This window comes from Stenotrophomonas sp. OVS01A, assembly GCF_019969775.1.
In the GTDB taxonomy this organism is placed as follows: domain Bacteria; phylum Pseudomonadota; class Gammaproteobacteria; order Xanthomonadales; family Xanthomonadaceae; genus Stenotrophomonas; species Stenotrophomonas indicatrix.
The window spans coordinates 326,458-339,596 of the sequence record NZ_JAHXYV010000003.1; the positions used below are offsets into that span (position 1 = coordinate 326,458).

Consider the following 13,139-nt stretch of genomic DNA (forward strand, 5'->3'; position numbering starts at 1 on the left):
CATGGCTATCACTCAAAACTACGGCACTGGCCGCCGCAAGTCCTCCACCGCTCGCGTGTTCCTGCGCAAGGGTTCGGGCAACATCACCGTCAATGGCCGTCCGCTGGACGAGTTCTTCGGCCGTGAGACCGCTCGCATGATCGTGCGCCAGCCGCTCGAGCTGACCAAGAACACCGAGAGCTTCGACATCCTGGTCACCGCCGCTGGCGGCGGCACCACCGGCCAGGCCGGTGCGATCCGTCTGGGTATCGCCCGCGCTCTGGTCGAGTACGACGAAACCCTGAAGTCCGAGCTGCGCAAGGCTGGCTTCATGACCCGCGACGCCCGCGAAGTCGAACGTAAGAAGGTCGGTCTGCACAAGGCCCGCCGCGCCACCCAGTTCTCCAAGCGCTGATTTACCGCGCCTGGTTGGGCTCCTTCGGGAGCCCGCTGGATGGAAAAGCAAAAGCCCGGCTTCGGCCGGGCTTTTGTCGTTCTGGGGCTGCGCATTTCAAGGTTGCCGGCCAGCGGCTGGCGATGGGGTGGGGTCAGGGCCTTTTCCTTTGGAAAAGGATCCGACCCCGGATCCCTCTCTGGAGGAGAGCCCCCTTGTTGTTCAAGGGCGCGCGCCGACAGGCGCGGGGATAAGGTGGGATGCGTGACCAAATTAAAAAGAAAAAGGCCTGATCTTTCGATCAGGCCTTTTTCTTTTTAATTTGGCTGCCCCTGATGGATTCGAACCACCGATGCCTGAGTCAGAGTCAGGTGCCTTACCGCTTGGCTAAGGGGCAATGTAACGTGTAACTATTTTCTCACTTTTCACGTTGAAAAACAACTTCAACGTGGTGGCTATGGGTGGACTCGAACCACCGACCCCAGCATTATGAGTGCTGTGCTCTAACCGGCTGAGCTACATAGCCTTGGTGAGCCCGCTATTCTGCTGATGTGTACAAGGACTGTCAACACCTTTGTATCGTGCTTGTGGCCCGACAGACGGCATGGGATAGTCCCAACCAGTAGATTTTCTTAGGAGTCCGCATCGTGATCGATCCGGACGGCTATCGACCGAACGTCGGCATCGTGCTGATGCGGCAGGACGGGCAGGTGTTCTGGGCACGACGTGTGCGCCGGGATGGCTGGCAGTTCCCGCAGGGTGGCATGAACACCGACGAGACGCCTGTCGAGGCCATGTATCGTGAACTGCAGGAAGAGACCGGGTTGTTGCCGGAGCACGTTGAAGTGCTTGGGGCGACACCGGGCTGGCTGCGTTACAAGCTGCCGGCGCGTGCCATCCGCCGCAATGAACGCCAGGTCTGCATCGGCCAGAAGCAGGTCTGGTTCCTGCTGCGCCTGACCGGTGATGAGGCCCACGTCAGCCTGGACCATACCGACTCGCCTGAGTTCGATCATTGGCGCTGGGTCGACTTCTGGTATCCGGTGGAGCATGTGGTGGTGTTCAAGCGTGGCGTCTATGCGCGCGCCCTGCGACATCTGGCGCCGTTGGCCCAGGGGGTGGCGGGGCAGGGCATCAGTGCCATGCCCAAGAGCGCTGCCGAGGCCTGGATGCCAGGCCACGCGGCCGGCCACGACAGGCCCAGGAAGCGCACGCCCATGCGCGGCGGGTACTGGCCGCGGAAAGCAAAGGGTGAACCGGGAGCCCTTTGACGGGCAGGTTGCGCAAAGAGCGGGCCGAACGGTCGCAACGCACGTCTGCCGGGTATTTCCGGCAGGGACTGGCTGTCCGTCTGGCAAGCCTCCCCTGGCTGTTGTTGAGCGTGGTGGTCCTCGGCGGCATCGCATGGATGCCGCTTGCGCTGGGCGTTTGCCTCGCCTCCGCGACCTGTGCGGGTGCGCTGTTCCTGGCGGACTACCTGCTGCGGCTGAGAGCGGCAGGTGGTGGTGTGCAGTGGCTGATCGTCTTCTTCAGTACACCGGTGCTGGCACTTGGGCTGTTGTCCCTGTAGCCGCCTCGTACCGGGTGGATTCGACGGTACTCTGAACCGTATCGAGAATGGTTCAGGTCTCTGATTGACAACCATTCTCGTTTCCATTGGAATAGCGACCAGGCCGCTACTGGCCTGCTGCCCTGGTTCCCGCCCGTGTACGTCTGCATCTGCAACGGTGTTACCGACCACCAGATCCGCGAAGCCGCCAGCCATGGCGTCACGTCGGTGGCCGAGCTGACCATGCGCACCGGATGCGGCGCCACCTGCGGTTCCTGCCTGGACATGGCCGGCGAGCTGCTGGCCAAGGCGCGTGCCACCCACGATCTGCCGTTGCCGGTGTTGGGCCTGGCGCAGGTCGCCTGAGTCGCTTCGCGGCGCGTTGACGCCGCGCTCTCCTGGTCTTCATTGTTGGCCGCAGTGGCCAATGCGCACGATTCGCGTTCCTTCACGCGCGCGCTCAAGGCGCTACAGTGCCCGCGATTTCAGCGTGCAGGAGCATCCCCATGAAGGGCGACACCAAGGTCATCGAATTCCTCAACAAGGTCCTCTACAACGAGCTGACCGCGATCAACCAGTACTTCCTGCACGCCAAGATGCTCAAGAACTGGGGCATCAGGGAACTGGCCGAACACGAGTACAAGGAATCGATCGAGGAAATGAAGCATGCCGACATGCTTGCCGATCGCATCCTGTTCCTTGAAGGCCTGCCGAACTTCCAGGCGCTGGGCAAGCTGCGCATCGGTGAGAACCCGACCGAGATCCTGCAGTGCGATCTGTCGCTGGAACGCGATGGCGTGGTCACCCTGCGCGAGGCCGTGGCCTATGCCGATTCGGTCGGCGACTACGTCAGCCGCCAGCTGTTCGTGAAGATCCTCGACTCCGAGGAAGAGCACATCGATTGGCTGGAAACCCAGCTGGAGCTGATCGAGCGCATCGGTGAGCCGAAGTACCTGCTGAGCAAGCTCGAAGAGTGATTCAACGGGCCTGGTCGGCGAGGTAGCCGGTCAGCGCCACGCGCGCGCGGGCGAACTCCGCCACCAGCAGCGCCACTGCCACGGCAGGGCGCTGCAGGCTGCCACTGCGGGCTTCGAGTTCGATCCGCCGCGCCACCGCTGACAGCGACAGCGCGCCGACGTTGGCGCTGGAGGATTTCAGGCTGTGCGACAGCGCCTGCAGGCGTTCGATGTCGTTGCCCTGCGCCGCCTGCTGCAGCTGCTGCACCAGCTGCGGTGCGTCTTCCAGGAACACCGTTACGATCTGCGCGGCGGCATCGCCGATCACCGCCTGCAGTTCATCCAGCACACTGCGATCAAGCACCGGCTGCGGAATCGGGATCGCGCGCGTTCGTTCATCGTCCAGGCTTTCGCCGTCGGGCACGCTCGGGGTTGCGGCAGGTTGCACGGGTTCCGGCAGCGGTGCATGTCCGCGATCCACGGAAACCCGGCCCCAGCGTTGCAGCAGCGCATGCAGCGCTTCACGCGTGATCGGCTTGGAAAGATAGTCGTCCATGCCCGCCTGCAGGCAGCGTTCGCGATCACCGGCCATGGCGTTGGCGGTCATCGCGATGATCGGCAACCGCGTGCGCCCCGCTTCGGCTTCCTCCCTGCGCCAGCGCTGTGTCGCGCTGTAGCCGTCGAGCACCGGCATCTGGCAATCCATCAGCACCACGTCGATTCCACCTTCGCGCAGCAGTGCGAGGGCCTGCTCGCCGTCGGCGGCATTGCGCACCCGGCACTGGAAGACCCGCAGCAGGTGCTCGGCCACCATCCGGTTGACCGTGTTGTCTTCGACCAGCAGCACATGCAGATCCAGCGGTGGCAGCGCGGCGGCCGGCCTGGCGTCTTCGGCGTTGGCCAGCAGGGCTGCCGGGCGTGCAGTGGCTGTTGGCTGGGCCAGCAGGGCGTGCAGGTCGGCATCGTTGAATGTGCTGTGCAGCTGCTGCTGGCGCGGCCGTGCTGCAACCGGATCATCCTGCAGCCACAGAACCTGCAGTGCGTCGTCGGCACCGCGCTCGGCCAAGGCGCGCTGCAGGGCCACCTCGCCATTGCGGCGGTGGCGCGCGTCGACCAGCAACCATGCCGGTGTGCTCTGGCCCGGGCGTGGTGCTGCGCGCAGGCGTTCCATTGCCTCATCAATGCTGGCCAGCGGCTGCACCTGCAGGCCGTGGTGCGCGGCGATGCGTTCGACGCGTGGCTGCAGCTGTGCATCGGCGGTGTACAGCAGCAGCGCTGCCGGCGAGCGGGCCAGCGCCGGCAGGTCGCCGGGAACCTTCAGCAGCGGTATTTCAAACCAGAAGGTTGCGCCCTGGCCTGGGGTGGAATGCACGCCGATGTCGCCATGCATCAGGTCGGTGATGCGCTTGCAGATGGCCAGGCCCAGGCCGGTGCCACCGTAGATGCGGGTGGTGGACGCGTCGGCCTGGCTGAAGGACTGGAACAGCCGCGCCTGCAGGGCCTCATCGATGCCGATGCCGGTGTCGACCACTTCGAAACGCAGCTGGTGCTGGGCGGGGCCTTCGCCCAGCCGCTGCACTCGCAACTGCACCTGGCCGCGTGCGGTGAACTTGATGGCATTGGCCAGCAGGTTGCCCAGGACCTGGCGCAGGCGCACCGGGTCGCCGCGTACCGGCAGGCGCACGGCCGGATCCAGTTGCAGGCTCAACGTCAGGCCCTTGGCCTCGGCGGCGCGCTGCAGCAGCTGCACCACGCCATCGAGCAGTTCGCGCAGGTTGAAGCTGGTGATCTCCAGCTCCAGCGCCTGGGCTTCCAGGCGCGAGTAATCGAGGATGTCATCGACGATGCGCAGCAGCTGCTGCGAGCTGGCCGAGGCGGTGGCCAGCATCTGCCGCTGGTCTTCGCCCAGCGGTCCGCGGGCAATCAGCTCCAGCATCGGCAGGATGCCGTTGAGCGGCGTGCGGATTTCATGGCTCATGGTGGCCAGGAATTCGCCCTTGGCCAGCACGGCTGCTTCTGCAGCCTGCTTGGCCTGCAGCAGCTGATGTTCCAGCTGGCCCTGGCGCTCGGTGGTGCGCCGCAGCTGGTCGCGTTCACTGGTCAGGGTGATGCGTTCGCGCTGCAATGCCGCCAGCGCGCGATTGCGCGAACGCAATCGCAGGCCCAGTACCAGCAGGGCGACGATGGCCAGCGCCAGTACCGCCAACAGCGCGACCGTCGGTGACACTCAGAGCACCGCGTTGTGGAAGTCGAAGTTCAGGTCGCTGCCGGCCGACTGCACCATGTTGCCCTGGATGTAATCGACACCGCCGACCCACATCGCGGCCGCTGCCTGCGGGTCCTCGATCTGCTGGCCGATGATCTGCAGGCCGGCTGCATGCGCCTGCTCGATCGATCGGCGCAGTTCTTCGCGCGTATCGGGGTTGGAGTGGCTGCTGGAAAAGCGTGCGGCCATGCGCACGAACGACAGTGGCAGCTGGGTGAGCAGGGCCAGGGCTTCGCTGCCCGGTTCGAACTGGCTCAGGCAGAAGCGCACGCCGACGCTGGCCATGCGCTGGCAGAACTGCTGCAACGGCACGGTGTGGATCAGCGCGTCGGGCAGGCGCACGTCGATCACCAGCGCGCTGCCGGGCAGGCGGCGTTGCTGCAGCGATTCCAGCAGCCAGTCGGCGAAGGCATCGCGCTGCAGGGTACGCAGCGACTGCGAGACGAACAGGTTCAGCGGCTGGGTGGCGTGGCGATACAGGTCGAGTAGACCCATCGCATGCTCCAGCACCTGCTGGTCGAGGTCGGCGATGCGGCCGGCCGCCTCGGCGGCCGGAATCACCTGGCCGGCGGTCAGTACGCTGCCATCGGTCCGGCGCAGGCGCAGCAACAACTGGTACTGCGCGCTGCTGCCGCCGGCGACGGCGACGATCGGCTGGTAAGCGAGCTCGAGCTGGCCTTCCAGCAACGCCAGGTGCTCCTGCTCGGTCGTGACCTGGCGATGCACGTGGCCGGCCACGCCGGCGCTGAGCAGGCGTGCCTGCAGGGTGGTACGTTCGACCGCTTCCAGGGCGCTGCTGGCATCGTCGAAACCCGGCGACAGCGGCGCGTAGCCGACCACGCCACGCAGGTGTACCGATTCGTCGTCGCGGATCACGAAGGCGCGCGCGGACAGCTGCTCACGCAGGGTGCCGGCGATCGCTTCCAGGCTGTCCTCATCGGCGTTGCGCGCCAGCAGCAGGAAGCTGTTGTCGTTCAGGCGCGCCAGCAGGTGCGGATGGCCAGCCTCGGCAAGGCGTTGCCCGGCCTGCACCATCAGCCGCTCGAAGGCCGCATAGCCATAGCGCTCGCGCAGGCCCAGCGCGCTGGAGATTTCCACGAAGAACACGCCACCGCGGTCGTGCTGCGCCAGCGTCGCGTTGAGTTGCTGCAGCACGTGGTGGCGCGTGGGCAGCCCGGTTTCCGGGTTGCTGGTGGCCGGTGCACCGTTGGCACCGGGCAGGGTCGCTGCCTGCGCGCGTGCGCGGCGGATACGGTTGGCCACCGCGGCAATCAAGTGGCGCGGCCGGATCGGCTTGCTCAGGTAATCGTCGGCACCGCAGTCGAGCACTTCGAACTGGCGCTCCGGATCCGGGTCGCCGCTGAGGAAGACGATCGGAAGCAGCTGCATGGCGGGCTGCTGGCGGATCATCGCGGTCAGCCGCATGCCATCCAGCCCGGGCAGGTGCAGATCCATCAGGATCAGGTCAGGGCGTTGCTCGCGGATGGCCTGCTGCACGCCATCGGCATCGCCGAGCACGATCGCCTGCATGCCGGCGCCATGCAGCACGCTCTGTGCGAACAGGGCCTGGGCACGATCGTCTTCGACGATCAGCACGCGGTAGGGCGAGTCGGCATCGACAGGCGGGATGTCACTGTTGCCCGCCTCGGGCAGTGCGGCGGTGGAGGGCAGGGGCGGCGGAGCCGCCAGTCGGGCGCCGTCGCCGGGCACCGACAGGGCGGGTGTCTCTGACACCGCCGGTACTGCTTCGGCAGGCGTTGCCGCAGCCAAGGGGGCGGCCCAACGTTGCCAATGATCGGCCGGAGGGGTTTCAGCGCGTCCCGGGCGGGGGCCCGCGGCGGATTCGTTTGCGGCCATCGATGCTCCTGGTGTTCGCGGCCATTATGCGACAAGCCTGCCGATCAGCCGGTACGCGGTTGCCGTTGTCCGTCGTCGCTGCCGCCACGTGCCAACCAGCGCACGCTTTTCCACAGGGTGCGCCAGACCAGCCAGACCAGCAATGCGCCGGCCAGGCTGCAGGCCAGCACCACCACCAGCGCGATCCATGGATGCGCCAGCGCGAGCGCCAAGCCGCCGATCACCACGGTATCTTCGGCCGCAGAGGCGACCCAGTTGCTGGCCGGTTCCGGTGAGGTATTGAGCAGGGCGCGGGTGCCGGCCTTCAGGCCATGGCTGGCCAGCGCAACGCCCGCGCCGGCGACCAGTGCGCCGGTGCCCAGGTCGCCATCGGGCGACAGTGTCGCTGCCGCGAGGAAGGCGCCGGCGGGCACGCGCGCCAGGGTCTGCACCAGGTCCCAGGCTGAATCCACGCCGGGAATCTTGTCGGCGAAGAATTCGGCAATGGCCAGCGCCGCCGACGTGCCGAGCACCCACCACGACTCGGTGGCCTGCAGCGCCGGTGGCAGGTCGACCCAGCCGAGCAGGCCGGCGATGCCGACGCCGAATACGGTGAGGTAAACGCGGATGCCGGCCAGCCAGGCCAGCAGGATGCCGATCACGAACAGGTGGGCTTCGGTCATGGCGTGCTCCGGCGGCGGAACTGTGCGGGGTGCCACACTATCGACCATGGAGTGGCTGAATGCCACCGCCCGGTACCGGCCGGCACCGGGGAAACCTGCCGTTCCTGTCATACACTAGCCCGTCGTTTGCCCCAGGGGCCGTACTGGCGGCGCTTCGGCGCTGCCACGGAGACTACCCATGAACAACCGCCCTCCCATGCGCGTGCAGGTCCGCCTTCCCGGTGCCGCGCAACCACCCGCCGACCGCCGTCGCCTGCTGGTGATCGCCGGCATCTGGCTGCTGAGCCTGGTGCTTGCGGTGCTGGGTGGCTGCTGGCTGGGCACGCCGCGCGGTGAACAGGGCCAGCGCGTGCAAGCTGCCGAGAAGCGCGCTGATACGCTGCAGACGCAGCTGACCGAACTGCGCCAGAAGCAGGCCACGCTGGAAGCGTCGGACCGCATCAGCCGCGCCGCCAACAACGAAGTGCAGTCCTCGCTGGCCGAGCGCGATGAAGAGATCGCCGGCCTGCGCGCTGACGTCGCCTTCTACGAACGCCTGGTGGGCTCGACCAGCCAGCGCAAGGGCCTGAACACCCATTCGATTGAATTCAGCCCGGAATCGGCCGGCACCTGGCAGTACAGCGTGGTGCTGACGCAGAACCTCAACCGCGGAGCGATCAGCCAAGGGCAGATGCGTTTCACGGTGGAAGGCGTGAAGAACGGCAAGCTGGCCACCATCAGCTGGGACGAGCTGCACCAGCGCAGCAAGGTGCCGGGACAGGATTACTCGTTCCGGTACTTCCAGCAGCTCACCGGCAGCGTGATGCTGCCGGCTGACTTCACCCCGCAACGGGTGAAGGTGACATTGGGGAGTGGTGCGGGGGGCACCACGCAGGTATTCGACTGGAAACAGGCCGGCGCACCGGCCAGCAAAGGGGAGTAGGCAGATGTTCGGAAGCAGCAAATCCAGCCGTGATGGCCAACTGGTGGTGGATGCCCTGATCGGCAACCAGGTGGTGATCCGTGGCGATGTGGAATTCAGTGGTGGCCTGTACGTGGAAGGTCGCATCCACGGCAAGGTGATTGCCCAGGAGGGCGCCAGCGCGGCGACCCTGACCCTCGCCGAGCATGGCGTGATCGAAGGCGAGATCCGCGCCCAGGTGGTGGTCATCAGTGGCCGCCTGGACGGCGATGTCCATGCCACCGAGAAGGTCGAACTGACCCCGAGTGCGCGGGTCAACGGCAATGTTCACTACCAGGTGGTGGAAATGAATGCGGGTGCCCAGCTGAACGGCCGGCTGATCCATGCCAGCGCCCCGATGCAGGCCCTGCCGGCGCCGGAAGGCGAAGCGTCCGCTGACGGCAAGGGCGACACCGCCGCCCGCCGCAAGCTGGCCGAGGCGATGGCTTGAAAGCCAGCGCCGGCGCCCCCATGCTGAGCCCATGAACACGCTCGTCTCCCTCCCCGGCGCCACGCCGGCCGCCGCGCCCGACTACCAGTCGCTGGATCGGCCGCTGAACTTCACCGAGGCCGCTGCGGCCAAGGTCAAGGAACTGATCCAGGACGAGGGCAACCCCGACCTGTCATTGCGTGTGTACATCGAGGGTGGCGGCTGTTCGGGCTTCCAGTACGGGTTCGAGTTCGACGAGAACCGTGCCGGCGATGACCTGGCGGTGCAGACCAGCGGGGTCACCCTGCTGGTCGATCCGCTCAGCCTGCAGTACCTGATGGGTGCCGAAGTGGATTACACCGAGAGCCTGACCGGTGCGCAGTTCGTGATCCGCAATCCGAACGCCAAGACCACCTGCGGCTGCGGCAGCAGTTTCAGCATGTAATTGCAGGGCGTGGGGCATGCACCCCGCGCGCTGCCTTCGCTGGATCCACGCCATGCGTGGATGGCCTTTCCTGCAACCACAGGCGGGTTTCTGCACAGTCTGCGGCTTGCCACTTGCCGTGATTGGCGGCAGGCTAGCTGGATGCTCAATTCTCCTTCGCCGCTTTCCGGTTTTGCCTTCGTGGGTGAACCGTTGGAGCGCGCCGATGCCATGCGCGAAGATGCCGATGCTCTGGCGCGCCTGTGGCCCGATGCGCGCATTCTTGTCCTGGACCAGGACGGCACCGCCTTCACCGGTGATGACGACCAGCCGCTGGCGTTGACCGGCGCCGATGTCGGTGGCGGGCCGGGTGTTGCGATCTTCCTCGGCCTGCGTGGCGAGCAGGCGTGGTTCTCGGTGGAAGCGGCCAGCGTGACCGTCACCGCGCCACGCCGGCTCGATCTGCGCCAGGCCGCGCTGCTGTGGACCGTGGCCGATGCGACCGCCTTCAGCTACGCCCGTGGCATGTCCTACTGGCAATCGCGTACCCGCTTCTGCGGTGTCTGCGGCAGCGCCGTGACGTTCGCCCGGGGGGGCTTCGTCGGCCGCTGCCCGCAGTGCGCGACCGAACACTATCCGCGCGTCGACCCGGCCGTGATCGTCGCGGTTGAAAACCAGGGCCGGCTGTTGCTGGGCCGCCAGTCCAACTGGGCGCCGCGCCGCTATTCGGTGCTGGCCGGCTTTGTCGAGCCGGGCGAGACCTTCGAGCAGACCGTAGCGCGCGAAGTGCACGAAGAGAGCAAGGTGCGGGTGACCGCCTGCCAGTACCTGGGCTCGCAGCCCTGGCCGTTCCCCGGCGCATTGATGGTCGGATTCCGTGCGCAGGCACACGACGACGTGCCGACCGTGGATGGCGAACTGGAAGACGCGCGCTGGTTCAGCGCCGAGGAAGTCGGCGCGGCCCTCGCGCGTGACGTCGAGGACGATGGAGAAGGCATCCGTCTGTCACCGCCGATTTCCATTTCGCGGGGCCTGATCGAGCATTGGTACCGCCAGCAACCGGCATCTGGCGGCGCCAGCATTGCCGCCACCTGAACACGCTGCCGGTTACAGTACGGTTCACCGCTGACGGCGACGCTGCGACAGGTAAGGTAGCGACGCCGAACGCTCGCTCGTAGGGAGACCTGCCATGTTCACCACCCTGGTCGCCGTGTTGGTGGCACTGGCCCTTGGCCATGTCGCCCCGGCCGCTGCCGCGTCGCTGCGCCGTTTCGACGGCTTCCGGCGTTGGCTGGGCTGGCTGGACGCGCGCGGTGGTCGGGCCTGGCAGGGGGCCGCCGGCGTGGCGCTGGCGATCGTACCGCCACTGCTGCTGATGGCGCTGGTCGCCTGGCTGCTGCGCGGGGTGCTGTTCGGCCTTCCGGCGCTGCTGCTGGGCGTGGCCGTGCTGGCCTGGTGCTGGGGCCCGCGCGATCTGGACCGCGACATCGAAGCGATCATCGATGCCGACGATGCGCCGACCCGGCAGGCGGCGGTACGCAACCTGCAGTCGGCCGGTGGCAGCCTGCGCGAGGATGTTCCTTCACTGGTCGAGGCGACCGTGCTCAACGCCCTGCGGCGCTGGTTCGCGGTGCTGTTCTGGTTCCTGCTGCTGGGCCCCGTGGGGGCTCTCGGTTATCGCCTGCTGGCACTGATGGCGGAAAGCCCGATGCGTGCGCGCGTGCCGGTGGAGCCGCTGGCGCTGGCACAGCGGCTGCTGGGCTGGATCGAGTGGCCGGTGGCACAGTTGATGGCGTTCTCGATGGCCCTGGTCGGCAACTTCGACACGGCCTGGAAGGCATGGCGCCAGGCGCATGGTGAGCGCTTGGCCGGCGGCATTGGTTTCCTGGGCGCGGTGGCGCGTGCCAGCGTCAATGCCGAGCTGCGCGAGGACGCTCACGATTACACCGAAGCGGGCCTGCTGCCGGTGTGGCAGCGGTTGCCGGACCTGCGGGATGCGATGAGCCTGGTGTGGCGGATGCTGCTGCTGTGGCTGGCGGTGCTGGCCCTGCTGGTGATCGCGGGCTGGGTGACCTAGTTGTGCTTTTCTGCAGGGCTTGCCGCCCTGCACCCGCTGGAAGCAACTGCAACTGCAACTGCAACAGCGGCTCTGGATTTCTGTGGGTTTGGTGGGGGGTGTGGGGCTGCAGGACACGCCGTTAACCCATCCATGGGGGCTCGATGGCGCCATCCATGGCGCCAACGGTCCTGCAGCCCCACACCGCCCCACCCCCGACAGTTTCCGATGACGGCCAGTAGATCCACGCCATGCGTGGATGCCGAGCGGAGCGACCCGCTTCGGCTTTTGATCTTCTCTTTCTTTTCCGTGGTGGACGCGCACGGAAATTGTCCGTGGCCGGGCGGGTGGGTTGCGCAGGGGCGTAAGCGCCATGGATGGCGCGACCGAGCTTACATGGACGTACTTGCAGCGGCCCCTGCGCAACCCACCCGCCCGGCCAACCCCAGCTTCTGCCTTCCACCACGAGGGGCTGCGCCGTTGGCTGGAAACCTACACCGGAGCCAGGGCGGTGAACGGTGCCCACGGCAGGTTGCGCAGCACGGCATAGCCGGGCAGCAGCCACAGCCAGAACGTGGGGCTGGCCAGTACCCGCATCAGTGGATCAAGCACGCGCGGGCGTACGCCGGCGGTGTTGAGCAGCATCAGGAACAGGAAGGGCAGGCTGATGACCAGCAACGGGTTCATCGCCATCGCGCCGGGCAGGTCGAAGTGGACCAGTGAGTACAGGCAGCGCGTGCTGCCGCAGCCGGGGCAGTAGAAGCCGGTCAGTGCGTACAGCGGACAGCCCGGCAGCGGATTGCCGGAGACATACGGATTGACGTGACGCAGGACCACGGCGGCACCCGCAGCCAGGCCGGACGCGGCCAGCAGCGGAGCCCAGCGGGTAAGTCGGGAACGAGCAGGAAGTGCGGACATGCGGGGGCGGGATCCGGCGCATGGCCGGACCCCGTCGCGGGCATCAGTAGCTGCCGTTGCCGCCGCTCAGGGCGCCCAGGCCGCCAACGGCCATGATGATGATGAAGTACAGGACGCCAACCACAACGGCAGCGATGGCCGACCAGATGGCCCACTTCTTGGCCTTGTCGGCCGAATCACGGGCACCGGCGACGTCGCCGGCAGCCAGCTTGCCGTTGACCTGCGCGGCGTAGACGATCGACACGATGCCGGCCGGCAGGCAGCAGAACAGGGTGGACAGGATGGCCCAGACCAGATTGTTGGGGACCTGCGCAGTGGTGGTGTTCATGGTTCAAGCTCCTCGATGGGTGGTGGTGGTGAATCAAAGGTCGGATAGAGCGCCCAGCGCGGCCAAGCCGCCGAACAGCCCGAACCACAACAGCAACAGGACCGGCAGGGCCGCGGCCGAAGCCACCGCCCACCAGCCCGCCTTGCGCGACGCGCTATAGGCCCCCGGCAGGTCACCGGCCGCATTGCGACCATCGACCTGGGCGGCATACACGATCGACACCACGCCCAACGGCAGGCAGCAGAACAGCGTCGTCAGGATCGCCCAGACCAGATGGTTGGGGATGTAGACCGGACGGCTGAGCGGTGGCGGTTGATTCAAAGCAAGACTCCATTCCTTGGTGGTCGGCCGTGTGAACGGGCCGAACCTCCCCCCTGTGG

Annotated in this window: 16 protein-coding genes and 2 tRNA genes; 10 read left to right on the forward strand and 8 right to left on the reverse strand. The window is 66.8% G+C overall.

The window, feature by feature from the left end; genetic code table 11:
* Position 1: 1 nt before the first annotated feature.
* Positions 2–394 carry a 30S ribosomal protein S9 gene (rpsI, locus tag LC407_RS14380; RefSeq protein WP_005411311.1) on the forward strand — a complete coding sequence of 131 codons (393 nt, stop codon included), beginning with the start codon at positions 2–4 and terminating at the stop codon, positions 392–394.
* Between the two features lie 302 nt (positions 395–696).
* On the opposite strand, the gene LC407_RS14385 is transcribed toward rpsI, so the two are convergent.
* A tRNA-Gln gene (locus LC407_RS14385) sits at positions 697–770 on the reverse strand.
* Between the two features lie 52 nt (positions 771–822).
* Positions 823–899: transfer RNA gene (locus LC407_RS14390), tRNA-Met, on the reverse strand.
* A 121-nt stretch (positions 900–1,020) separates the two neighbouring features.
* Between LC407_RS14390 and LC407_RS14395 the strand changes: the two genes are divergently transcribed.
* From LC407_RS14395 to bfr, 4 genes are all read left to right on the forward strand, one after another.
* Positions 1,021–1,644 carry an RNA pyrophosphohydrolase gene (locus LC407_RS14395; protein ID WP_140225228.1) on the forward strand — a complete coding sequence of 208 codons (624 nt, stop codon included), beginning with the start codon at positions 1,021–1,023 and terminating at the stop codon, positions 1,642–1,644.
* Positions 1,641–1,943 carry a hypothetical protein gene (locus LC407_RS14400; protein ID WP_223483066.1) on the forward strand — a complete coding sequence of 101 codons (303 nt, stop codon included), beginning with the start codon at positions 1,641–1,643 and terminating at the stop codon, positions 1,941–1,943. Before LC407_RS14395 ends, LC407_RS14400 begins: the two co-directional genes overlap by 4 nt.
* 135 nt (positions 1,944–2,078) lie before the next feature.
* Positions 2,079–2,288 carry a bacterioferritin-associated ferredoxin gene (locus LC407_RS14405; protein WP_032951724.1) on the forward strand — a complete coding sequence of 70 codons (210 nt, stop codon included), beginning with the start codon at positions 2,079–2,081 and terminating at the stop codon, positions 2,286–2,288.
* 140 nt (positions 2,289–2,428) lie between these two features.
* Positions 2,429–2,899 (forward strand): bacterioferritin, encoded by a 471-nt coding sequence (gene bfr / locus LC407_RS14410; protein ID WP_223483067.1) that lies wholly within the window; start codon positions 2,429–2,431, stop codon positions 2,897–2,899.
* A 1-nt stretch (position 2,900) separates the two neighbouring features.
* On the opposite strand, the gene LC407_RS14415 is transcribed toward bfr, so the two are convergent.
* The 3 genes from LC407_RS14415 to LC407_RS14425 are packed head-to-tail and all read right to left on the reverse strand — an operon-like array spanning position 2,901 to position 7,663.
* Entirely contained in the window at positions 2,901–5,105 is a 2,205-nt protein-coding gene (locus LC407_RS14415) for an ATP-binding protein (protein WP_154881161.1), read from the reverse strand.
* On the reverse strand, positions 5,106–7,001 hold the full coding sequence (locus LC407_RS14420) for an EAL domain-containing protein (protein ID WP_223483068.1): 1,896 nt from the start codon (positions 6,999–7,001) through the stop codon (positions 5,106–5,108).
* Between the two features lie 44 nt (positions 7,002–7,045).
* On the reverse strand, positions 7,046–7,663 hold the full coding sequence (locus LC407_RS14425) for a DUF4126 domain-containing protein (RefSeq protein WP_025874628.1): 618 nt from the start codon (positions 7,661–7,663) through the stop codon (positions 7,046–7,048).
* 178 nt (positions 7,664–7,841) lie between these two features.
* Here LC407_RS14425 and LC407_RS14430 point away from each other — a divergent pair, with 178 nt between their 5' ends.
* The 5 genes from LC407_RS14430 (at position 7,842) to ampE (ending at position 11,534) form a co-directional block, all read left to right on the forward strand.
* Positions 7,842–8,585 carry a DUF6776 family protein gene (locus tag LC407_RS14430; RefSeq protein ID WP_025874629.1) on the forward strand — a complete coding sequence of 248 codons (744 nt, stop codon included), beginning with the start codon at positions 7,842–7,844 and terminating at the stop codon, positions 8,583–8,585.
* 4 nt (positions 8,586–8,589) lie between these two features.
* Positions 8,590–9,054: a polymer-forming cytoskeletal protein gene (locus LC407_RS14435; RefSeq protein WP_025874630.1), complete on the forward strand. Its 465-nt coding sequence runs from the start codon at positions 8,590–8,592 to the stop codon at positions 9,052–9,054.
* A 31-nt stretch (positions 9,055–9,085) separates the two neighbouring features.
* Positions 9,086–9,478 carry an iron-sulfur cluster insertion protein ErpA gene (erpA, locus tag LC407_RS14440; RefSeq protein WP_025874631.1) on the forward strand — a complete coding sequence of 131 codons (393 nt, stop codon included), beginning with the start codon at positions 9,086–9,088 and terminating at the stop codon, positions 9,476–9,478.
* Positions 9,479–9,619: 141 nt separating this feature from the next.
* The gene (gene nudC / locus LC407_RS14445; protein WP_025874632.1) at positions 9,620–10,552 is read left to right on the forward strand and encodes an NAD(+) diphosphatase; all 933 of its coding nucleotides are present in this window, start codon (positions 9,620–9,622) and stop codon (positions 10,550–10,552) included.
* A gap of 94 nt (positions 10,553–10,646) precedes the next feature.
* Positions 10,647–11,534: a regulatory signaling modulator protein AmpE gene (gene ampE / locus LC407_RS14450; protein WP_025874633.1), complete on the forward strand. Its 888-nt coding sequence runs from the start codon at positions 10,647–10,649 to the stop codon at positions 11,532–11,534.
* 471 nt (positions 11,535–12,005) lie between these two features.
* On the opposite strand, the gene LC407_RS14455 is transcribed toward ampE, so the two are convergent.
* Genes LC407_RS14455 through LC407_RS14465 form a run of 3 tightly spaced genes read right to left on the reverse strand, consistent with a single transcriptional unit; the run spans position 12,006 to position 13,080 of the window.
* Entirely contained in the window at positions 12,006–12,431 is a 426-nt protein-coding gene (locus tag LC407_RS14455) for a DUF2752 domain-containing protein (protein ID WP_025874634.1), read from the reverse strand.
* 43 nt (positions 12,432–12,474) lie between these two features.
* Entirely contained in the window at positions 12,475–12,759 is a 285-nt protein-coding gene (locus tag LC407_RS14460; protein ID WP_025874635.1) for a CD225/dispanin family protein, read from the reverse strand.
* A 33-nt stretch (positions 12,760–12,792) separates the two neighbouring features.
* A complete protein-coding gene (locus LC407_RS14465; RefSeq protein ID WP_025874636.1) occupies positions 12,793–13,080 on the reverse strand; it encodes a CD225/dispanin family protein in 288 nt (95 codons plus the stop codon).
* Positions 13,081–13,139: the final 59 nt, after the last annotated feature.

Bases quoted from the DNA above. Each gene is read 5' to 3' on its own strand.
- rpsI (WP_005411311.1), top strand. From the start codon at position 2: ATGGCTATCACTCAAAACTACGGCACTGGCCGCCGCAAGTCCTCCACC.
- erpA (WP_025874631.1), top strand. From the start codon at position 9,086: ATGAACACGCTCGTCTCCCTCCCCGGCGCCACGCCGGCCGCCGCGCCC.
- nudC (WP_025874632.1), top strand. From the start codon at position 9,620: ATGCTCAATTCTCCTTCGCCGCTTTCCGGTTTTGCCTTCGTGGGTGAA.
- bfr (WP_223483067.1), top strand. From the start codon at position 2,429: ATGAAGGGCGACACCAAGGTCATCGAATTCCTCAACAAGGTCCTCTAC.
- LC407_RS14455 (WP_025874634.1), bottom strand. From the start codon at position 12,431: ATGTCCGCACTTCCTGCTCGTTCCCGACTTACCCGCTGGGCTCCGCTG.
- LC407_RS14420 (WP_223483068.1), bottom strand. From the start codon at position 7,001: ATGGCCGCAAACGAATCCGCCGCGGGCCCCCGCCCGGGACGCGCTGAA.
- LC407_RS14435 (WP_025874630.1), top strand. From the start codon at position 8,590: ATGTTCGGAAGCAGCAAATCCAGCCGTGATGGCCAACTGGTGGTGGAT.
- ampE (WP_025874633.1), top strand. From the start codon at position 10,647: ATGTTCACCACCCTGGTCGCCGTGTTGGTGGCACTGGCCCTTGGCCAT.
- LC407_RS14425 (WP_025874628.1), bottom strand. From the start codon at position 7,663: ATGACCGAAGCCCACCTGTTCGTGATCGGCATCCTGCTGGCCTGGCTG.
- LC407_RS14460 (WP_025874635.1), bottom strand. From the start codon at position 12,759: ATGAACACCACCACTGCGCAGGTCCCCAACAATCTGGTCTGGGCCATC.
- LC407_RS14430 (WP_025874629.1), top strand. From the start codon at position 7,842: ATGAACAACCGCCCTCCCATGCGCGTGCAGGTCCGCCTTCCCGGTGCC.